This is a genomic window from Shewanella sp. MEBiC00475, assembly GCF_005234075.1.
In the GTDB taxonomy this organism is placed as follows: Bacteria; Pseudomonadota; Gammaproteobacteria; order Enterobacterales; family Shewanellaceae; genus Shewanella; species Shewanella polaris.
This window is the reverse complement of sequence record NZ_CP039928.1, coordinates 742,304-762,080: the sequence shown is the minus strand read 5'-3', so window position 1 is coordinate 762,080 and position 19,777 is coordinate 742,304. Positions and strand designations below refer to the sequence as shown.

Here is a 19,777-nt window from a genome sequence, read left to right as displayed (position 1 = left end):
TCTTTAGCATTCATCATGAGTTGTTAAAAAACAGACACAAAAAAGGACTGAATCTTCAGTCCTTTTTTATTGGCTTTATTTGATGCTATGAATAGCAAATATAATCATCGCAACCATAAAAAATACAAAAGCATTAAGCTATAAACTCTTGGATTTGCGCTAAAATACCTGCTGCATCAAGTCGAAGTTCTGCGATTATTTCATCAGGTGCGCCATGTTTAATAAATTCATCTGGCAAACCAATCTGCAATACAGGCTTTTCAATACGCATTTTGTGCAATGCCTCAAGCACTCCTGAACCCGCTCCACCCATGATTGCATTTTCTTCTATGGTCACAATGACATCATGACTGTTTGCAACTTGTTCAAGTAATTCTAGATCAAGCGGCTTAACAAAGCGCATATCGGCAACTGTGGCATCTAACTTGTCAGCAGCATCTGTTGCCGCTGCCAGTGTAGTGCCAAAGTTAATAATGGCAATTTTTTGGCCTTGACGGGTTAACACGCCTTTGCCAATAGGGAGTATTGTCATGGTTTCAATTTGCTCGGCACCTGTTGCAGACCCTCTAGGGTAACGAACAGCGACAGGTCCATCTTGATAACAATATCCAGTGTAAAGCATTTGGCGACATTCATTTTCGTCAGATGGCGCCATAATGATCATATTTGGAATACAGCGCATGAAACTTAAATCGAATGCACCTTGGTGAGTTGGTCCATCTGCGCCAACAATACCACCACGGTCAATGGCAAATAAAACGGGTAAACGTTGTAATGCAACATCGTGGATAAGTTGATCATATCCACGTTGTAAAAAGGTCGAGTAAATAGCGACGACAGGTTTTAAACCTTCACAGGCAAAACCTGCAGCTAAAGTCACTGCGTGTTGTTCTGCAATTGCAGCATCAAAATATTGCTTAGGGAAATGCTGCGAAAACTCAACCATTCCAGAGCCTTCACGCATAGCAGGTGTAATCGCCATTAACTTATCATCAGTGGCCGCCATATCGCATAACCATTTACCAAACACTTGTGAAAAAGTGGGTAAACCTGGTTTTGTTACCGGTTTCTTAAACTGGCTAGGGTCGAATTTAGGCACTGCGTGCCAACCGATAGGATCTTTTTCAGCAGGCTCATAACCACGACCTTTTTTGGTCATGATATGCAATATTTGTGGCCCTTTCAGGTTACGCATATTACGCAAGGTTTCGACAAGGGAGTCCACATCATGGCCATCAATTGGGCCAATATAATTAAACCCAAGCTCTTCAAATAATGTAGCAGGTACTACCATGCCTTTAAGATGTTCTTCAGTGCGTCTAGCCATTTCTTTAATGACGGGCATACCTTGTAGGACTTTTTTGCTGTTTTCACGAATAGTGGTATAAAAACGGCCTGACATTAGCTGTGCTAAATGATTATTAAGTGCGCCAACGTTTTCTGAAATCGACATTTCATTGTCATTGAGGACCACAAGCATGTCATTGTGCAAGTCGCCAGCATGATTAAGGGCTTCAAACACCATCCCTCCCGTCATGGCGCCATCACCAATGACAGCAACTACTTTTCGCCCAGCGTCTTCCTTTTCCGCGGCGATTGCCATCCCTAATGCTGCACTAACAGAAGTGCCAGAGTGACCGACACTAAAGGTATCGTATGGGCTTTCTTCACGCCATGGGAAAGGATGTAAACCATTCTTTTGTCGAATGGTGTGCATTTGCTCACGGCGATCGGTGAGAATTTTATGCGGATATGCTTGATGGCCTACGTCCCACACTAGTCGATCAAATGGGGTATTGTAGACATAATGAAGTGCCACAGTTAATTCAACTGTGCCTAAGCCAGAAGCAAAATGTCCGCTAGAAATACCTACAGACTGAAGTAAGAATTGTCTAAGTTCATCAGACACTTGTGGAAGTAAACCTTGAGGTAACTTCCTTAATTCTTCTGGCGTATTAGCTTTAGCTAGTACTGGGAATTTAGAAATATCAAAACTCATAGCGAGATTTTCAGACTCTTTATTATAATCTTCGCTCAACTATATAGTGGGCGAAGTCTGCAATTAACTGGCTATTGTATGGTAATTTAGTCAGCGCTGATAGTGCATCTTGTATTAGTTGTTCCGCACAGTCTTTGGCACCCTCGAGACCTAACAATTTGGGGAAGGTACTTTTATTCGATTGCTGATCAGAACCCTGAGGTTTCCCCAGCTCTTCTGTGCTTGTTGTGATGTCTAAAATATCGTCTTGTACTTGAAACGCTAATCCAAGTGTTTGGGCGTATTTCATCATCAATTGATAGTGTTCATCAGGTATGTCGGCAGCAATTAAAGCAAGCTCGACGGCACAACTGATTAATGCCCCGGTTTTTTTATTATGTAATTCGGTTAATCTAGTTAATTCTATACTGTTATCTGTGGCACTGAGATCAATTGCTTGACCACCGCACATGCCTTGATACCCAGATGCTTTTGCTAATGCCCTGACCATGGCTAATTGTTGCTTTGGATGTAAATCGGTACAGGGTGCCGTCATTATTTCAAAAGCCAAGGTTTGCAGTGCGTCACCCGCAAGAATTGCTGTGGCTTCGTTAAATGCAATATGAACCGTGGGTTGGCCACGACGAAGTGCATCATTGTCCATTGCCGGTAAGTCATCGTGTATTAACGAATAAGCATGGATACATTCAATGGCTGCTGCCGCTTTATCAAGTGCATTAATATTAACCCCAAGCATCTCACCGACACTGTAGACTAAAAAGGGCCTAATGCGTTTACCACCCAATAATGCCCCATGAAGCATTGCTGCTTTTAAGTCTGGAGCCGCATCATCAAGCTGCGTTAAATGTTGGTTTAGAATACCATTAACGCGTGTTTGGTATGTTTTTATCGCTTCAGCTAACACGTATCAAGCCCTATTATTCAATACACACTATTTGACGATTATTCACTTTCAACAGTGAACGGCGCTAATTCAGCATCATCTTCACTTAATAAGATAGAGACTTTTTGCTGTGCTTGCTCAAGTTTTGCTTGGCTTTGTCGCACTAATTTAATGCCACGCTCAAATTGTTTAAGTGCATCATCTAGCGAGACTTCACCTTGCTCTAAATGCGCAACAATGGTTTCAAGTTCAGTTAATGATTGTTCAAAACTGAGGTTTTCTGGTTTTTTAGCCACGATTAATATTCCTTTCATTCAGCGTGTGACAAGGTATATCAGCCCAGCGTATCGGTCAAATACAGTCGCTGGTTATTTGCTCAATAGCACGCTTTGTTATTGAATTTTGTTTAGAATGTACAAAAACAAGCTAAACTTGAGCGGAGTTTGTCCGATAACAAGTCATGGTTTAATATTGCTAACGTAAAATAGTATTGCAACTGGTACTTTAATACATAACGATGGGCATTGTTATCTACACAAAATGCTGTCGGATTATTCGGGTCGTATAACGTGCGCTAACAGCACGATGGAAGTAGCACAAATAAGCAGCGTAATGACTGCGATTGAGGAGAGGTTGTGGATTTAGCTACGCTAATAGGTATTATCGGTGCTTTTGCATTTATTATTGGTGCAATGATCACCAGTGGTGGTATCGGATTATTTATCGATGTACCGTCAATTTTGATTGTTGTAGCAGGCTCTTTATTTGTGGTGATGATGAAATTTAACCTAAAGCAATTTTTAGGTTCAATAAAGATTGGTATGAAAGCCTTCATGTTTAAATTAGATAAACCTGAAGACTTGATAGAACAAGCTGTCACCATGGCTGATGCTGCCCGTAAAGGCGGTTTTTTAGCCTTAGAAGAGGCGGTTATTACCAACACTTTCATGCAAAAAGCCGTTGATATGTTAGTTGATGGCCATGACGGCGATGTGGTGCGTAACGCATTAGAAAAAGACATTGCATTAACGGAAGAACGCCACAAAACAGGTGTTGGTATTTTTAAAGCCATGGGCGATGTGGCACCTGCAATGGGTATGATTGGTACTTTGGTTGGTTTGGTGGCGATGCTATCTAACATGGATGATCCTAAATCTATTGGTCCGTCCATGGCCGTGGCATTATTAACGACACTTTATGGTGCCGTGATTGCGAACATGATAGCTATTCCATTGGCGGATAAATTATCATTACGAATGAATGAAGAATTGCTGAATCGTAATTTAATCATGGATGCGGTACTTGCGATTCAAGATGGTCAAAATCCACGGGTGATTGAAGGATTCTTGAAGAATTACCTATCAGAAAAACTCCGAGTAATTGACACAACGGATGGAGAGTAACTCATGGCTAAGGCCAAGTGTGATTGTCCACCGGCTGGTGCACCCATGTGGCTGGCTACTTTTGCAGACTTGATGTCGTTGCTAATGTGTTTCTTTGTGTTGCTTTTAGCGTTCTCGGAAATGGACGTCATGAAATTTAAACAGATAGCCGGTTCAATGAAGTATGCATTCGGGGTGCAAAATAAAGTTGAAGTGAAAGATATTCCTAAGGGAACATCGGTTATTGCGCTTGAGTTTCGCCCTGGACGACCTGATCCCACCCCTATTGAGATCATTAATCAACAAACTAATGAAATGACTCAGCCAACGATAGAATATCAGGCCGGTGAGGATGACAGTGCGGGCGGCACTCAGAAACAAAGTGGTGAACAACGAGGTGGTAATGCTGCTGCAACCGCTCAGCAAGAAGCTGAAGCCGTAAAAAAAGATGCAGCATCTTCGCAAGAAAATATTAATGAACAAGTTAAGAAAATGGCTGAAAAGCTCAATGAAGAAATTGTTGATGGTGCCATTGAAATTGAATCTTTAGGTCAGCAAATTATCATTCGTATTCGTGAAAAAGGTTCGTTCGCATCAGGTTCTGGCTTTTTACAACCGAAATTTAAACCGATTGTACGTTCAATTGGCGAGTTATTGAAGGATGTTCCTGGGATAATTACTGTGTCGGGGCATACCGATGGTGCTGATATTAGTAATGAGTTGTACAGTTCTAACTGGGAGTTATCAAGCCAGCGAGCTGTGGCTGTGGCTCATGAATTAAGAAAAGTTTCTGGCTTTGATGAAACTCGTATGAAGGTGGTTGGTGAAGCATCTAACCGGCCGTTGGTTCCTAATGATTCTATAGAGAATCAAGCTCGAAATCGCCGTGTTGAAATATCCATTGAGCAAGGAAAGCCTAAAGAGTCGAATGAAATTATCGTTACAGAATAGTGGGTCGTTTTAAAAATAAACAAAAGGGCAACTTCTTAATGTAATAAAGGTTGCCCTTTTTGTTTTCAGTCTGTTTTAACTATAAACATGGCTTTTTTAGCGACTATGGTGCTGACTCTGAAGGTGATTAATAAGGTCGTTGTCGATAATAAATAGCAGATAAAAAAGTGAATAGGTTTGGTTAATAGGCATCCTTTGGTATAATCCGCGAATTATTGCATACGTTTTGCTTTTTCTTAATAACGTAAGCAAACCGAGTTGACAGAGCCTTGCTGCTTTTTTAATTTATTATCAACGTATTACGATCTCTATTTACCTAGCAACAACGAGTGTAGTGCTATTGTGATGCTTATACCTGTGGACGCCCCATGAAGTTTATCGTAAAGCTGTACCCTGAAATCATGATGAAGAGCAAGTCGGTAAGAATGCGCTTTACCAAAATGCTTGAAACTAATATACGTAATATACTTAAAAATGTAGATGAAGGTGCCAAAGTACAACGTTTATATGATCGTATAATTGTGCAAGTACCGACCGATAAACCTGAATTATGTGACGTTTTTGCAGAGCGACTCTCCTGCATTCCAGGTATTGCTCATGTTGTGCAAGTGAGTGAATACAGTTTTGATTCGATCGACCATATTTATCAGCAAGCTTTGCCAAAATACCGTGATGAAATTGCCGGTAAAACTTTTTGTGTCCGGGTAAAACGCTCTGGTAATCATGACTTCAATTCAATTGAAGTTGAACGTTATGTCGGCGGTGGATTAAATCAACACACTGATGCGTTAGGCGTTAAACTTAAAAATCCAGATGTGACTGTTAACCTTGAAATCAATCAAGATAAACTTTACATGGTAGAACGTCGCATTGAAGGTTTGGGCGGTTTCCCAATGGCGACACAAGAAGATGTTTTGTCGCTTATTTCGGGTGGTTTTGATTCTGGTGTATCGAGTTTCCAGTTTATTAAAAAAGGTGCACGGACCCATTACTGTTTCTTTAATTTAGGTGGAGCTCAGCACGAGATTGGCGTTAAGCAAGTCGCTTACCATTTATGGAAAAAGTATGGTGAATCACACAAAGTACGTTTTGTGTCTGTGCCATTTGAGCCTGTAGTTGAAGAGATCCTTGAGCGTATTGAGAATGGTCAAATGGGTGTTATTCTCAAACGTATGATGATGCGTGCAGCAACACGTATTGCAGACAAGTATGGTATTCAAGCATTGGTAACAGGTGAAAGCCTAGGTCAGGTATCGAGTCAAACACTGACTAACTTGAATGTGATTGATCGCTGCACAGATTTACTTATTTTACGTCCGCTTATCGCCATGGACAAACAAGACATTATTAATCAGAGTCGTATTATTGGTACTGAAGATTTTGCTAAGTCGATTCCTGAATATTGTGGTGTGATCTCACAAAAGCCTACCGTTAAAGCGGTATTATCTAAAGTTGAAGCGGAAGAGTTAAAGTTCTCTGAAGATTTAATTGATAGGGTAGTTGAGGCTGCCGTAGTGATGAATATTCGTGATATTGAGGCTGAAATGAATCAACAAGTAACCGAAACCGAAACGGTTAAAGATGTCGCTTCTGGCGAAATAATTATTGATGTACGCGCGCCGGAAGAAGAAGAAAGAAAACCACTATTGATTGAAAATGTAATGATTAAAACCATTCCATTTTTTAAATTAGCGACGCAATTTGCAGATTTAGATAAGTCTAAAACGTATTTGTTATATTGTGACCGTGGTGTGATGAGTAAACTGCAAGCTTTATATCTTGTTGAGCAGGGTTATACAAACGTTAAAGTTTATCGCCCTTAGGCTGTGAGTGATAACGTCACCAATGACCGTGATGCTAAGCATGATAAATAAAAAAACCGCATTATATGCGGTTTTTTTATGCTACATTCTATATTGTTTTTACTAGGCGTTGCTCAACGTTACTAATGGTACAATGATATTGCGGTCAGTGAAATTGAGAATGTAAATCGATGTCTTATTTAATCACTTAATTTGATGATGTCACTTCTAATGATTCTTGTGGTTCATCATTGTCAGCAATTAAAATACTATTAACATCATTATTCATATCGATTTGCATGGCTTCAATGCTTTGTGATAACTCTGCATGTAAATCAACCATATCGATAGGTTCTAGTTCAGTCGCTTGGGCTGTTGTTAATCCTAGAATGGATGTTAGCGCTATAGCAAAAAGGGTATTTAGGTTGAACATAAGGGTGAGCCTCCAGGCTAATCAATCACAATTGCCGGACTATCCCGTTTACGTCGTAGAGATTGTCCAACTGTATTTTCAATGGCGCTAATTTAACCAAACACAGAGTTCTTTACAAACGACAAAAAATACCGATAATCATTAGAAAAACTAATTAAAAAATGAGAGATTGATCATTATGTCTAGACGATTACCGCCTTTAAATGCAGTCAAAGCATTTGAAGCTGCAGCACGACATTTGAGCTTTACCCGCGCCGCAGAAGAGTTATTTGTCACTCAAGCCGCGGTGAGTCATCAGATTAAAGCATTAGAAGATTTTTTAGGGCTAAAATTATTTAGACGTAAAAATAGATCATTATTGTTAACGGAAGAGGGTCAAAGCTATTTTCTAGACATTAAAGATATTTTTATTGAGCTTGGAGAAGCGACTAATCGTCTACTGGCTCGAAGCGCTGTCGGCTCGTTAACAGTGAGTATGTCCCCTAGTTTTGCTATTCAATGGTTAGTTCCTCGTTTAGCAAAGTTTAGTGAAAAGAACCCTGATATTGATGTACGTATTAAAGCCGTAGACAGTGATTCTAATTCATTAACTGACGATGTCGATGTGGCTATTTATTATGGCCAAGGCAATTGGCCTGGATTACGTGCTGATAAACTTCGTAATGAAGTGCTTATTCCTGTGTGTTCGCCATTATTACTCAATGGTCCTAAACCATTAACCCAACCGAGTGATTTAAAGTTCCATACCTTACTGCATGATTCCAACCGCCAAGATTGGCAGGCTTGGTTTAGGCAATGTGGCGTGACTGACATCAATGTGAATCAAGGTCCTATATTTAGTCACTCTTCATTGGTGTTGCAAGCCGCGGCCCATGGTCAAGGTGTAGCACTAGGCTATAGCGTACTTGCTAGGCCTGATATCAAAGCAGGGCGATTGGTGTGTCCGTTTGCTGAGGTATTAGTCAGCAAAGATGCTTATTATTTAGTGTGTCAGCAAAGTCATTCTGAAATAGGTAAAGTGTCGGCCTTTAGGGAATGGATGGTTGATATGTTTACAGAGGAGTCTCGTAGTGAGTTGCTCACCGGATAATGCTCCGATGTTAGCTATTGATTATCTATTACAAGGGCCGATAAGCGACACATTGATTATTTTTGCTCATGGGGCTGGTGCTAATATGCACCATGAGTATATGGTTTCAATGACAGATAAATTAGTCGCACAAGGTTATCAAGTTTATCGATTTAATTTTTTGTATATGCAAGCCAATATGCAAGATGGTAAACGTCGTCCGCCTGATCGAGCGCCTAAATTGCTGGTACATTATGAACAAGTATTGATGGATGTTCAGCAAAAGATGGCGCTTGGCCTGATCAATTGTCAGCGGATAATTCTGATGGGTAAGTCTATGGGCGGACGTATGTCAGCAATATTGACCAGTTCAGATCATCAATTACAACAGCCACTTATTGCCTCTGTAATCGATAAAATAGCTGCGGTGGTGTGTCTAGGCTATCCGTTTATTCCACTTAAAGGTGGAGAGCCAAGACTTGCGCCCATTCAGCATAATGCTCACCCGATGTTAATTGTTCAAGGTGAACGAGATAAGTTTGGCAATCTTCAGCAAGTGCCTACATGGGATTTAGGTGAACATGCTGAAGTCTGTTGGATTGGTGATGGTGACCATAGTTTACAACCGCGAAAATCGTCAGGTTATACCCTTGATGGTAATCTTAATATTGCAATTGATCACATCAGCCAGTTTATTGCTCGAGTAGACTAGTTTTAATTAAACTATGGTTACCGACATATCAATATCAAAGCTCGTGCCTCAAGTCACGAAAATGGGTTCACATCATTATTAAAATGCGTCGAGTATCAGTATGAAGAAGGTTAAGTAAGATGAAAAAAGGCTTGTTATTAATTGCTGCGTTGAGTGGTTTTATGGCGGTAGCGCTTGGTGCCTTTGCTGCCCACGGACTTAAATCTATTGCGCCACCAGAGCTGGTTAGTATTTTTAAACTAGGGGTCGATTATCAGTTTTATCATACATTTGGACTGATTACGTTGGCATTTGCTGCACATTGGATCCCGTCAAAACTGATTAACTGGGCTGCTTATAGCTTCATTGCTGGGATAATATTGTTTTCTGGTTCGTTATATCTTTATGCCTTTACGGGGGCTAAATGGATTGGTCCAATTACACCAATAGGCGGCTTATGTTTCTTAGTGGGGTGGTTATTATTTGCGGCAGCTATTTGGCATGCAAAATCAGCAGAATAATGGCTTGGCTAAATTCTCCCACCGTGAGTGTTTTTGGGTATAATAGCGAGATTATTGTCTCGCTATTATGCGAATACCCTTAAGCTAAGGCTCCAAATGAAAAACCTATTCCTATTTTGTCGCTCAGGCTATGAAAAAGACTGTGCGGCAGAAATTCAACAACGTGCAGCTGAATTAAATGTCGATGGTTTTGTTAAAACCAATCTCAACGATGCTTATGTGATATTTCAATGTTTCGATGAAAATGGTGCCGATACGTTAGTTAAGGAATTGGAACTGAGTTCATTGATTTTTGCTCGCCAAATGTTTGCTGCAGGTGAGTTGCTGAGTGATTTGCCAGAGAAAGACCGTGTTGGTCCTATCGTTGCCTCATTAGCTAAAATGTCAAAGTGTGGTGAGTTGCGTGTTGAAACACCTGACACCAATGAAGCTAAAGAATTATCTGCATTTTGCCGGAAGTTGACTGTACCGCTTCGCCAAGGGCTAAAAAAGAGTGGTGCGCTGCTGAGTGCTGAAAATCCGCGTCGACCGATTATTCATGTGTGCTTTATTGGGCCGGGTAAAGCGTATGCCGGATATTCATTAAACCATAATAGCTCTCCTCATTTTATGGGGATCCCTCGTTTAAGAATGGCAGCCGATGCTCCTAGTCGCTCAAGCCTGAAACTCGATGAAGCCTTTGGTGCATTCTTAACTAAAGAAGAGCAAGAAACTCGCTGCCGTAGTGGTCTTAACGCGGTAGATTTAGGTGCTTGCCCTGGTGGTTGGACTTACCAATTAGTTCGCCGTGGGATGATGGTTGCAGCCATTGATAACGGCCCTATGGATCCAAAATTGATGGAAACGGGCCAAGTGAAGCATTTTCGTGCAGATGGTTTCCGTTTCGAACCACCACGTAAAAATATTTATTGGTTAGTGTGTGACATGGTTGAAAAGCCAGCTCGAGTTGCAGAATTGATGGAAGCATGGGCGATTAATGGTTGGTTTAAAGAAGCTATTTTTAACCTTAAATTACCGATGAAGAGCCGCTATAAAGAAGTCAGCACGATTTTACAAACCATGGCGACCATTTTAACTGAAAATGAAATTGATTTTAAAATGCAGTGTAAGCACCTTTATCACGATCGCGATGAAGTGACTGTGCATTTATGGATTTTCCCTGAAAAGGGCGTTAGCTACGCATAAACCGTTATTGTGAAACTAAAGCTACATTAATAAAAAGCCCCTTATGCAATGCATGAGGGGCTTTTTTAGTTAATTGCTTATTTTAAAAAATAAGCATTATCCTAAACGGTCAAGTACCGCTTGCGTAAAGTCGGTTGTGCCGTGAGTGCCGCCTAAATCGCGGGTGGTACGGTCACCTTCTTCAATAACCGCTGCTACTGCACTGCGGATCATCTCAGCTTTATCTGACATGCCTAAGTATTCCAGCATTTGAATCGACGCTAAAATAACAGAAGTTGGATTGGCTAGATTTTTACCTGCAATATCGGGTGCACTGCCGTGTACGGCTTCAAAAATAGCCGCATCGCGACCAATGTTTGCGCCTGGTGCCATACCTAAACCGCCCACTAGACCTGCACATAAGTCAGATAAAATGTCACCAAATAGGTTAGTGGTCACAATTACATCAAAGTTTTCAGGGTTCATAACCAGTTTCATACACGTGGCATCAACGATCATTTCTTCTGTGGTGATATCTGGGTAACGTAAGCTTACTTCGCGAGCAACTTTCAAAAATAAACCCGAAGTTGATTTCATGATGTTAGCTTTGTGAACGATAGTCACTTTTTTGCGGTTTTCTTTACGGGCTAGCTCGTAAGCAAATGTGGTGATTTGTTCTGCGCCATGACGAGTAATAATACTGGTCGCTTCTGCTGTTTGGCCATCATCAGAGATTTTTTGACCTAAGCCTGAATACATACCTTCGGTATTTTCACGCACGGTAATAATATCGATGTTTTCATAGCGCGCTTGGGTTCCCTTAAATGAAATCACCGGGCGCACGTTAGCATATAATGCAAACTTTTTACGTAAGCTGACATTGATAGACGTAAAACCTTCACCGACAGGTGTAGTTAACGGACCTTTAAGCGTTATACGATTTTTTTCGATAAGGTCTAAAGTACGCTGGGGTATGAGTTCACCGTGCTTTTCTAACGCCGTTAACCCAGCATCTGCAAATTCATATTCAAAATCACATCCTGCTTTGTCGAGGATTTTTAATGCTGAATCGATAATGCTTGGTCCAATCCCATCACCAGGGATCACGGTTATTGTACGTTTTGACATGAATAGTCCTTCCACGGTTGTGGTTACTGCAATTGTTAGACCGCATACATAACACGGCCAAGTGACGATAGAAATCGTCGATTTCTGCGGCGTATTTTAACCACTTTTAACGTTTATTTACAGAAAATAGTGAGTATTATCACATTTTTTCCGTTATTTTTAAGTCAAATCTATTCCGATTGTTTTACTATGAGCCTTTGTTACAAGTTGTTTACTTGTAACATATCTTAAGGCTGAAAATTTATCGGCAGTTCAATATGCTATTGGCGAGCATTAGCTTATGCGGTGAGCATTTTTTATATAGACGACTTTGGTCGAGTGTAGTGTGTTAAGTCTACTGCTGGCACGTTAAGCTTATTATTACCTAGTTAAAATTACAGATAATCCATTACGGCAACCATTAGAGGAAAACTGTGAAATTATTCAATTTAATTCCATTGGCAATTTGCCTGTCATTTAGTGCCCATGCGGCTCCGGAACGTGCACTGTCTCTTGATGACATAATGCATTTTGAAACCTTACAACAGCCAGTTATTTCGGATAATGGCAAAGTGATTGCGGTACAGGCTACTCCAGATAGGGGAGATAGTCGTGCATTAATTCGTTTTAGTGATAATCGCAAGCAATATGAAATTATCAATGGCACCGATGTTAACGTCAGTGCTGATGGTAAATTTGTGTTGGCTACAATTGAAGCAACTTTATTTGATCGAGAAACCAAAAAGAAGGACGATTTACCTCATCAAATTGTGTTGCTCAATACCGAAAATGGAAAACAGCAACAATTTGACAAGGTCAATTCAGCTTCATTTAGCGATGACGGTCATTTTTTAGTCGTGAAGTTTGAAGCTAATAAACCAGAGCCTGCTGAGTCTGAGTTGGCAAATACTGAATCAAAAATTCCAGAACCAACTACTTCAGAGCCTATAGCGTTAAAGTCAACAGCTTCAGAAACGAAAAATACTAACAATGCAAAAGCTGATAGTGAGCCCCCAGAGATTGAAAAGGCTGATAAAGGCGCGGATATTCGCTTAATAAACCTAGCTACAGAACAGCAAACTCAGTTGTCTGATGTAACACGATTTGTTTTTGATAAAACAGGTAATTATTTTGTTGCTGCGGTTAATCAAGGCGAGAGTAAGCTGCACCAGGTTGTGTTAATCACGCTGGATAACCAAACACAGCACCAACTTTATACAAGTACAGATGAACATATTGAAGCATTAGCAATTAGTGACGATGGCCAATATGTTGCCGTGACAAAAGGCACTGCGAGTGCTATACGCTATGGTCGTGAGTACAATATGTTACTTATAGATGTGCAGCAGAATAAACAACAACAATTTGCTCAGTCAGAAGGTTGGACATATAACCAATACTCAAGCCTGCAGTTTTCAAAAGATGGTCAGCGTTTATTTGTCGGTCGAGTGCCAAAAGTAGAACAACAAGCTGAACTTGCTGATTACCAAAACCCAAATGATGTCTTTAATCCAGAGATTATTACGGCGAAAAAGCAGTTACGCATTTGGCATGGCGATGACGCCAAAATTAAGCCTCAAGAAGTTAAAGAATATGAGCAAGAATTAAAACGCACTTATTTAGCGGTTTTACACCTAGATTCAAATACGTTAGTCCAATTAGCCGATCAAATGGTGCCAGATGTCACTTACGGTGAACAAACTCGTTTTCTATTGGCTAGTTCAGATGTGCCATATCAAAAAATGATCACCTGGGCAGGTTTCTATCGTGATGTGTATTTGGTTGATGTAAGCAACGGTAATAAAATCCCGGTATTAACTCAGCAACCTAGTGGTGAAATGCCGACGCTATCGCCGCAGGCTAAATATTTAGCTTATTATCAGCAAGGTAATGTTTACCTTTATGATGTTGCTTCCCAGCGTAAGATTAATTTAACCGCGAATATTTCCACCCCCTTTGCTAATGAAGATCATGATTACCCAAGTGAAGCGCCTGGATACGGTTTTGGTCCTTGGTTAGCCGATGGGAGTGCAATAACGGTATATGATAAATACGATGTATGGCAGTTTAATAGTGCATCGAAGCAAGGTTTTATGCTGACTAACGGGGAGGGGCGAAAACAAAAAACTCAATTTAGAATAGTTGGTTTAGTCCAAGATAAGCCGTTACCCGCGGTAGTGAATAATGCTGAAACAGTGTTATTGCAAGGCTATAATCATCTATCAAAAGCAGATGGTTTTTTCAGCGTCAAAATTGGTGTAGCAGACGTGAACAGGTTAACCGAGAGTAACAGCAAATTAACCTTGCTTGCTCGAGCGGATAAAGCTGCGACTGTGGTGTTTTCAAAACAGCGCTATGATTTGTATCCAGACTTGTATATTGCGGATAATACTTCGCCACAGAAAGCTGTACAGCTTACAACCCTAGATAAACAACGTAAGCCATTTAAATGGGGCAATGCGGAATTAGTGCATTGGCGTGATGGTGATGGTATCAAAATGGATGGGGTACTCATTAAGCCCGCGAATTATCAAGCTGGCAAACAGTATCCAACTTTAGTGTATTTTTATCGCTTTATGAGCGATAGATTACATGCATTTCCTGATATGAAACTCAATCATAGGCCTAACTTTGCTTGGTACGCTGACAATGGCTACGCTATTTTTCTGCCAGATATCCGCTTTGAGATCGGTTATCCTGGCATTTCATCAGTAAAAGCATTGACCGCAGGTGTGCAAAAGCTAATAGAGATGGGCGTGAGCGATCCTAACGCAATTGGTATTCAAGGCCATTCTTGGGCAGGCTATCAAAGTGCTTATGCTGTGACACAAACTAATATCTTTAAAGCGGTTGTTACGGGGGCTCCAGTGTCGAATATGACCAGTGCATACAGTGGTATTCGTCATGGCTCGGGTTTAGCAAGGCAGTTTCAATATGAAACAGGCCAAAGCCGCATTGGCGAAAGTTTGTTTAAAGCCCCACAAAAGTATATTGAAAACTCGCCTATATTTTATGTTGATCGTATTCAAACCCCAATGATGATCATGTTTGGTGATAAAGATGATGCTGTACCTTGGGAGCAAGGTGTTGAGTTATATCTTGCGATGCGTCGTGCAGGTAAAGACGTGGTGTTTTTGCAATATGAAGATGAACCGCATCATTTGAAAAAGTACCCTAACAAACTTGATTACAGTATTAAGATGAAACAGTACTTTGACCATTATTTAAAAGGTGCGCCAGCCCCTGATTGGTTACGCCAAGGTGAAGCTTATCGGGAATATAAAAAAGCAGATTAAAGCTGATTGTTATTTTATAAGTACTAGTTTACATTGAATTTTCATGCCCTATACAGATATTGTTAGGGCGTTTTTATGTTGATGAACAGGGTGTGGAAACCGATCTATTGCGGGGCTTGATTGGTTATTGGCACGGCAAAGTATTGTTCTTGTGTGTCTTGTCCCCATGCAATCAGTAGATTATCCCTAAATAATAATGGCGTGCATTCTTCTTTAGTCGTTTCTCCGTCAGATTTCATATGGTGAGTTCGGTAATACATTACTTGGTATTGGCCATCAATGCCGGTTTTGGCTTCGACAAAATCAGCACTGCCTAATAATGTTCGTATCTCATCAAGGTTTTGCCCAAAACTGATTTCACTCATTTTTTGCAAATTAAATGCTTGACGGTCATCCCAAGCCCGGTCTTCTGGCTGGGGTTCATATACAAAAATGACTACGGCAACAAACAGTAAATAAGCTGTGAATATTCCACCGATAATATAAGTCACTTTAGCGTTCATAATTTGGATAATCCGTTATGGTATTGATATCCTATTATTGCATTAGTTTGTTATCGGTTTGGTTCTAAATTGTTTCAAATTAATATTTAGTGGAATATCGCATTGCAACTGCGCCAATTTATAGCTAATTCTTGCCATTTCTTTACCTTCTTCTAATTTAAGTGCTTGCTTGGCACCTAGATTGTCTAAAGAACGATACAAATTGGCTAGTGTTCTAAATTTATTAAGTAAGTCTGCAGCAGACTTTGGCCCTATGCCAGTGATACCGGGGATTTTATTGCCGCTATCACCTGCGAGAGCAATAAAATCAAGCATTTGATATTGCTCTATCCCAAGTTTTTTTTCATATTGTTGAACATCAAAAACCTGTTGGTTAAAGTGATCCCACAAGGTGAGGTTTTTACTCGGTAGTTGGCTAAACCCTTTATCCGTTGAAACTATGATCACCTCACCATCATTGCTGATCATTTTCATTGCGATGGTGGCGATAACATCATCGGCTTCAGATTGGGCATCGAATGAGTTGATGTCGTTTTCTGCCAGTGTGGCTTTAATGTTAACCAGACCATCACTTAATGCCGTTGGCATGGGTTTACGGCCTTTTTTATAATCGTTATACAGTGTTTTACGCCAAGATGTTTCATTGCCATCCCAAACGATAATGCAATGAGTGGGTTGATGCTGCAACAGCATTTTTTTTGATGCCGCTAACGTACGTTCTTGCACGCTGGTAATATCATTTTCATCTGGTAGTACCGCATGAATACGGCGTACAAGGTTGAGTCCATCAATTATAAGTAATTTATTCATCTGTTTTTATTATGTTGTAGCAGGGCACATAAGCGCTTCCTGGCAGTTTCATTCGCTGTTGTTTAACAAAAGCAGTTAATAGCTTATCCATCATCAGCATGAGTTTAGCATCTCCTTTAATTTTAAAGGGACCAAACTCTTGGATCAACTTGATGGTATCGCCTTTTACGTTACCCGCGACAATACCTGAAAACGCTTTACGTAAGTTGGCGGCAAGTTCAGCTTTGTTGTCTTGAAAGTAGAGGTTTAAATTTGCCATCACTTCATGGGTTGGAGCAAAGGGTAATTGAAATTCGGGTTCAATTTTTAATGACCATTGATATTGGTAAGCATCACATTTTTGTTTACGATAAATTTTTACTTGTTCCATACCTTGTTTCATTATTTGTCCGACTTTGACGGGATCGTTAATAATGATTTGATACTTACTTTGTGCTTCTGGGCCTAATGTTGCCCCAATAAATTCATCAATGACAGTAAAATATTCCACACTTTCTGCGGGGCCCGTTAACACCAGTGGAAAACAGGCATGACTATTGTCTTTATTTAATAAGATGCCAAGGAGATAAAGTAATTCTTCTGCTGTGCCAGCCCCTCCTGGGAAAATGACAATACCATGACCTAAACGGATAAACGCCTCTAGACGTTTTTCTATGTCAGGTAAAATGACTAATTCATTAACAATTTGATTTGGGGGTTCTGCGGCAATAATACTGGGTTCGGTTAAGCCAATATAACGGGCATTGTGTACCCGCTGTTTGGAATGCGCAATTGCAGCGCCTTTCATTGGCCCTTCCATTGCACCAGGGCCGCAACCGGTACAAATATCTAATTTACGTAAACCAAGTTGATACCCGACATCGCGAGTGTATTGATATTCAACCGCGTTGATACTGTGTCCTCCCCAGCAGACAATAACATTAGGGTCTTTCATGGGAGAAATGGCTTGGGCATTACGTAAAATATCAAATACAACATTGGTAATGTGAGTCGCATTACTTAAGTCTATGTGCTTTAAATTCTCATACTTGTTGCTGATGTAGATGATATCGCGGAGTACTGCGAATAAATGCTCTTGAATGCCAGCGATAATTTCACCATCAACGAAAGCTTGCGTAGGAGGATTGATCAGCTCTATCTGAATACCTCTTTCGTGTTGTAATATATTAATACTAAATGATTTATAGCGACTAAAGAGTGCTTCAGAACTGTCACTAACAAGACCTGAAGCTAATACCGCAAGTGAACAATTTCGATATAATTGATAAAGATCGCTTTTAGCCCCTTGTTTTAGTCGTTCAACCTCTAATTGTGACAGTTGATCTAGACTACCGCGTGGACTAATTTTTATGCTCATAAGCCATTCCTTTGGACGCGAGTGAGTGATACCTGAGTCCAAAGAAAATGGTCTTGGGATGGACTATATATCAATAACGACTCGGTCTCTGCCATTGTTTTTTGCCTGGTATAATGCTGCATCAGCTCTTTCAAAAGCATCTTCAAGTGATTCATTTTCCATTACTTGTGCAGCACCTATAGATAATGTAACTGTAATTCTCTGATTTTTAAATTTAAATGGAATATTTTTGATTTTCTCTCTCACGCGGTTCAATAATATTGAGATATGATCATTGTTAATGTCTGGCAACAATAATACAAACTCTTCACCACCATAACGAGCCACAAACTCACTATCGCGTAATGAATTTTTTAGAGCCATTGCAATGACTTGTAAAGTCTTATCTCCAGTACTGTGACCAAAATTATCATTAATAATTTTGAAGTGGTCAATGTCTGTTATCGCAATCCATAAAGGTGTTTTATAGCGAATGTGGTTTCGATATGCTTGTTCCATTCGGTCTTCTAACGCAGTACGATTTGCCAATTGAGTCAGTGGGTCAAGCAGGTTGAGCTTTTGATGTTCAAACAATTTTTCTTTGTAATTACTCGCTTCCAGGCTCATAGCGTTGAGCTCTTTACGCATTGACTCAATCGATTTACGCAAGATGGTTTGTTCGCGTTGCTCTAGTGCCTCTTTACGAGAAAGAGCATCTCGAATTGAAGATAATTGCGCCGTTAGCTGAGTTTTTAATTCGTTAAGGTTATCCGCACCTGTCACTAATTCACCTGTACTATTAACCCGTAAATTAATCTCTTGGTTTAATTGCCCTTTAAGCTGTTCATTGCGTTGGCTGTTATTATGGACATTATTGACTACATCATGAACAATAAGCAGGGCGTCATTAAGGGAGAATAAAAAATCTTGTGAAGCCGTTTTCTCGCGTGCAATGTTATCTAGCAGTAAACTGAGTATTGTTTGGTAAGAGTCCAACAAGTGACTTAAACTAATATCACCGAGTAAGACTTCTTTAATGACTAGAATTTGGTCGCGTTGATCTTTTCTAAATTCGATCTCAGAAATTTTAGCTGCTAGTTCTTTGGCTAACAGAATGTGTTGAGGCAAAATTTTATAGTTGTCGGCATCTGAAAATTGGTGTTTTAAAATTTCTTCGTAGAAAAAAATAAGTTTTTCAACTTTGGGGATATATTCCCATACGGTATGAAAAGGTTTATTTAGCTCTTGTTTAAAATAGGTTATTTCTTTTTTTAGTTTGTCTGGTGCAGTATCAATACGCTGGATCTGACGAATGACTCGATTGAGTCCATTACGGCTATCTTCTAGACGAGACATGGTATGACTATATTGAGATTTCAATAACCTTTCAATATCGACTAATTCTGGCAAGGCTTCATCAATTTGCTCAAAGTTGTGCATATGATGGCGTAATTTAGCCAACTTATTATCGAGCTCGATATTTTGCCCCTTACATGCGAGGCTGAGATGTGTAATAAACTGAATTAATACCTTCAATTTTTCATTGCGGTCAGTATTAATTTCTTCGAGTGCAAGCTTTGCTGCATTGAGCTTTTGCTTCATCAACGAAATTTGAGTTATCGTTGTATTTGACTCTTTCATTTTGCAGCGCCTACTCTAATTTGTCAGCTAAAAAGGTATCGATTGTCATCATTAGTATATTAATTCGACACCAATGTTAATGCATATTAATTAACATATCATGTTGTATCATTGTAGTGATGTTATCTCAAAAATGTTGTGCAGCAAATCCAATTAACTTACAAAACAATATAATTAATTAAAATGCGA

General features: G+C 40.0%; 17 protein-coding genes. 8 read left to right on the top strand and 9 right to left on the bottom strand.

Annotation, left to right across the window (positions count from 1 at the left end):
- Positions 1 to 133: 133 nt before the first annotated feature.
- From dxs to xseB, 3 genes are read right to left on the bottom strand one after another with little or no spacing between them, the layout of a single operon-like run.
- A complete protein-coding gene (gene dxs, locus FCN25_RS03345) occupies positions 134 to 1,999 on the bottom strand; it encodes a 1-deoxy-D-xylulose-5-phosphate synthase (RefSeq protein WP_137221946.1) in 1,866 nt (621 codons plus the stop codon).
- Positions 2,000 to 2,021: 22 nt separating this feature from the next.
- Complete coding sequence (ispA, locus tag FCN25_RS03340; RefSeq protein ID WP_137221944.1) at positions 2,022 to 2,903, bottom strand: (2E,6E)-farnesyl diphosphate synthase; 882 nt, start codon at positions 2,901 to 2,903, stop codon at positions 2,022 to 2,024.
- Positions 2,904 to 2,941: 38 nt separating this feature from the next.
- Positions 2,942 to 3,178, bottom strand: coding sequence for an exodeoxyribonuclease VII small subunit (xseB, locus tag FCN25_RS03335; RefSeq protein ID WP_137221942.1), 237 nt, complete (start codon positions 3,176 to 3,178; stop codon positions 2,942 to 2,944).
- Positions 3,179 to 3,517: 339 nt separating this feature from the next.
- Here xseB and pomA point away from each other — a divergent pair, with 339 nt between their 5' ends.
- The 3 genes from pomA (at position 3,518) to thiI (ending at position 7,038) form a co-directional block, all read left to right on the top strand.
- Positions 3,518 to 4,285: a flagellar motor protein PomA gene (pomA, locus tag FCN25_RS03330; RefSeq protein ID WP_137221940.1), complete on the top strand. Its 768-nt coding sequence runs from the start codon at positions 3,518 to 3,520 to the stop codon at positions 4,283 to 4,285.
- Between the two features lie 3 nt (positions 4,286 to 4,288).
- Positions 4,289 to 5,215 carry a flagellar motor protein MotB gene (locus tag FCN25_RS03325; RefSeq protein WP_137221938.1) on the top strand — a complete coding sequence of 309 codons (927 nt, stop codon included), beginning with the start codon at positions 4,289 to 4,291 and terminating at the stop codon, positions 5,213 to 5,215.
- 368 nt (positions 5,216 to 5,583) lie between these two features.
- A complete protein-coding gene (gene thiI / locus FCN25_RS03320; protein ID WP_137221936.1) occupies positions 5,584 to 7,038 on the top strand; it encodes a tRNA uracil 4-sulfurtransferase ThiI in 1,455 nt (484 codons plus the stop codon).
- Between the two features lie 187 nt (positions 7,039 to 7,225).
- Here thiI and FCN25_RS03315 read toward each other — a convergent pair whose 3' ends face one another.
- Positions 7,226 to 7,450 carry a hypothetical protein gene (locus FCN25_RS03315; RefSeq protein ID WP_137221935.1) on the bottom strand — a complete coding sequence of 75 codons (225 nt, stop codon included), beginning with the start codon at positions 7,448 to 7,450 and terminating at the stop codon, positions 7,226 to 7,228.
- A gap of 178 nt (positions 7,451 to 7,628) precedes the next feature.
- On the opposite strand from FCN25_RS03315, the gene FCN25_RS03310 reads away from it, so the two are divergent.
- From FCN25_RS03310 to rlmM, 4 genes are all read left to right on the top strand, one after another.
- Positions 7,629 to 8,540 (top strand): transcriptional regulator GcvA, encoded by a 912-nt coding sequence (locus FCN25_RS03310; RefSeq protein ID WP_137221933.1) that lies wholly within the window; start codon positions 7,629 to 7,631, stop codon positions 8,538 to 8,540.
- 7 nt (positions 8,541 to 8,547) lie between these two features.
- Positions 8,548 to 9,231 (top strand): alpha/beta family hydrolase, encoded by a 684-nt coding sequence (locus tag FCN25_RS03305; RefSeq protein WP_175405921.1) that lies wholly within the window; start codon positions 8,548 to 8,550, stop codon positions 9,229 to 9,231.
- Between the two features lie 119 nt (positions 9,232 to 9,350).
- Positions 9,351 to 9,731 carry a DUF423 domain-containing protein gene (locus FCN25_RS03300; RefSeq protein WP_137221929.1) on the top strand — a complete coding sequence of 127 codons (381 nt, stop codon included), beginning with the start codon at positions 9,351 to 9,353 and terminating at the stop codon, positions 9,729 to 9,731.
- A 96-nt stretch (positions 9,732 to 9,827) separates the two neighbouring features.
- Complete coding sequence (rlmM, locus tag FCN25_RS03295; RefSeq protein WP_137221927.1) at positions 9,828 to 10,916, top strand: 23S rRNA (cytidine(2498)-2'-O)-methyltransferase RlmM; 1,089 nt, start codon at positions 9,828 to 9,830, stop codon at positions 10,914 to 10,916.
- Between the two features lie 96 nt (positions 10,917 to 11,012).
- On the opposite strand, the gene FCN25_RS03290 is transcribed toward rlmM, so the two are convergent.
- Positions 11,013 to 12,023, bottom strand: a complete 1,011-nt coding sequence (locus tag FCN25_RS03290) for an isocitrate dehydrogenase (protein ID WP_137221925.1) — start codon at positions 12,021 to 12,023, stop codon at positions 11,013 to 11,015.
- Positions 12,024 to 12,436: 413 nt separating this feature from the next.
- Here FCN25_RS03290 and FCN25_RS03285 point away from each other — a divergent pair, with 413 nt between their 5' ends.
- Positions 12,437 to 15,298: a prolyl oligopeptidase family serine peptidase gene (locus FCN25_RS03285; protein ID WP_137221923.1), complete on the top strand. Its 2,862-nt coding sequence runs from the start codon at positions 12,437 to 12,439 to the stop codon at positions 15,296 to 15,298.
- A 104-nt stretch (positions 15,299 to 15,402) separates the two neighbouring features.
- Here FCN25_RS03285 and FCN25_RS03280 read toward each other — a convergent pair whose 3' ends face one another.
- The 4 genes from FCN25_RS03280 to FCN25_RS03265 form a co-directional block, all read right to left on the bottom strand.
- Positions 15,403 to 15,801 (bottom strand): DUF3192 domain-containing protein, encoded by a 399-nt coding sequence (locus FCN25_RS03280; protein WP_137221921.1) that lies wholly within the window; start codon positions 15,799 to 15,801, stop codon positions 15,403 to 15,405.
- Positions 15,802 to 15,843: 42 nt separating this feature from the next.
- Positions 15,844 to 16,611 carry a flap endonuclease Xni gene (xni, locus tag FCN25_RS03275; RefSeq protein WP_137221919.1) on the bottom strand — a complete coding sequence of 256 codons (768 nt, stop codon included), beginning with the start codon at positions 16,609 to 16,611 and terminating at the stop codon, positions 15,844 to 15,846.
- Positions 16,604 to 17,968, bottom strand: coding sequence for a nucleotide 5'-monophosphate nucleosidase PpnN (ppnN, locus tag FCN25_RS03270; RefSeq protein WP_137221918.1), 1,365 nt, complete (start codon positions 17,966 to 17,968; stop codon positions 16,604 to 16,606). The genes xni and ppnN overlap by 8 nt, the downstream gene beginning before the upstream one ends.
- A gap of 63 nt (positions 17,969 to 18,031) precedes the next feature.
- Entirely contained in the window at positions 18,032 to 19,588 is a 1,557-nt protein-coding gene (locus FCN25_RS03265; RefSeq protein WP_137221916.1) for a GGDEF domain-containing protein, read from the bottom strand.
- Positions 19,589 to 19,777 lie beyond the last annotated feature (189 nt).

Coding starts and splice junctions, on each gene's coding strand:
- xni (WP_137221919.1), bottom strand. CDS start 16,611: ATGAATAAATTACTTATAATTGATGGACTCAACCTTGTACGCCGTATT.
- FCN25_RS03315 (WP_137221935.1), bottom strand. CDS start 7,450: ATGTTCAACCTAAATACCCTTTTTGCTATAGCGCTAACATCCATTCTA.
- FCN25_RS03290 (WP_137221925.1), bottom strand. CDS start 12,023: ATGTCAAAACGTACAATAACCGTGATCCCTGGTGATGGGATTGGACCA.
- FCN25_RS03305 (WP_175405921.1), top strand. CDS start 8,548: ATGTTAGCTATTGATTATCTATTACAAGGGCCGATAAGCGACACATTG.
- rlmM (WP_137221927.1), top strand. CDS start 9,828: ATGAAAAACCTATTCCTATTTTGTCGCTCAGGCTATGAAAAAGACTGT.
- FCN25_RS03265 (WP_137221916.1), bottom strand. CDS start 19,588: ATGAAAGAGTCAAATACAACGATAACTCAAATTTCGTTGATGAAGCAA.
- FCN25_RS03310 (WP_137221933.1), top strand. CDS start 7,629: ATGTCTAGACGATTACCGCCTTTAAATGCAGTCAAAGCATTTGAAGCT.
- ppnN (WP_137221918.1), bottom strand. CDS start 17,968: ATGAGCATAAAAATTAGTCCACGCGGTAGTCTAGATCAACTGTCACAA.
- FCN25_RS03300 (WP_137221929.1), top strand. CDS start 9,351: ATGAAAAAAGGCTTGTTATTAATTGCTGCGTTGAGTGGTTTTATGGCG.
- FCN25_RS03325 (WP_137221938.1), top strand. CDS start 4,289: ATGGCTAAGGCCAAGTGTGATTGTCCACCGGCTGGTGCACCCATGTGG.
- thiI (WP_137221936.1), top strand. CDS start 5,584: ATGAAGTTTATCGTAAAGCTGTACCCTGAAATCATGATGAAGAGCAAG.
- FCN25_RS03280 (WP_137221921.1), bottom strand. CDS start 15,801: ATGAACGCTAAAGTGACTTATATTATCGGTGGAATATTCACAGCTTAT.
- dxs (WP_137221946.1), bottom strand. CDS start 1,999: ATGAGTTTTGATATTTCTAAATTCCCAGTACTAGCTAAAGCTAATACG.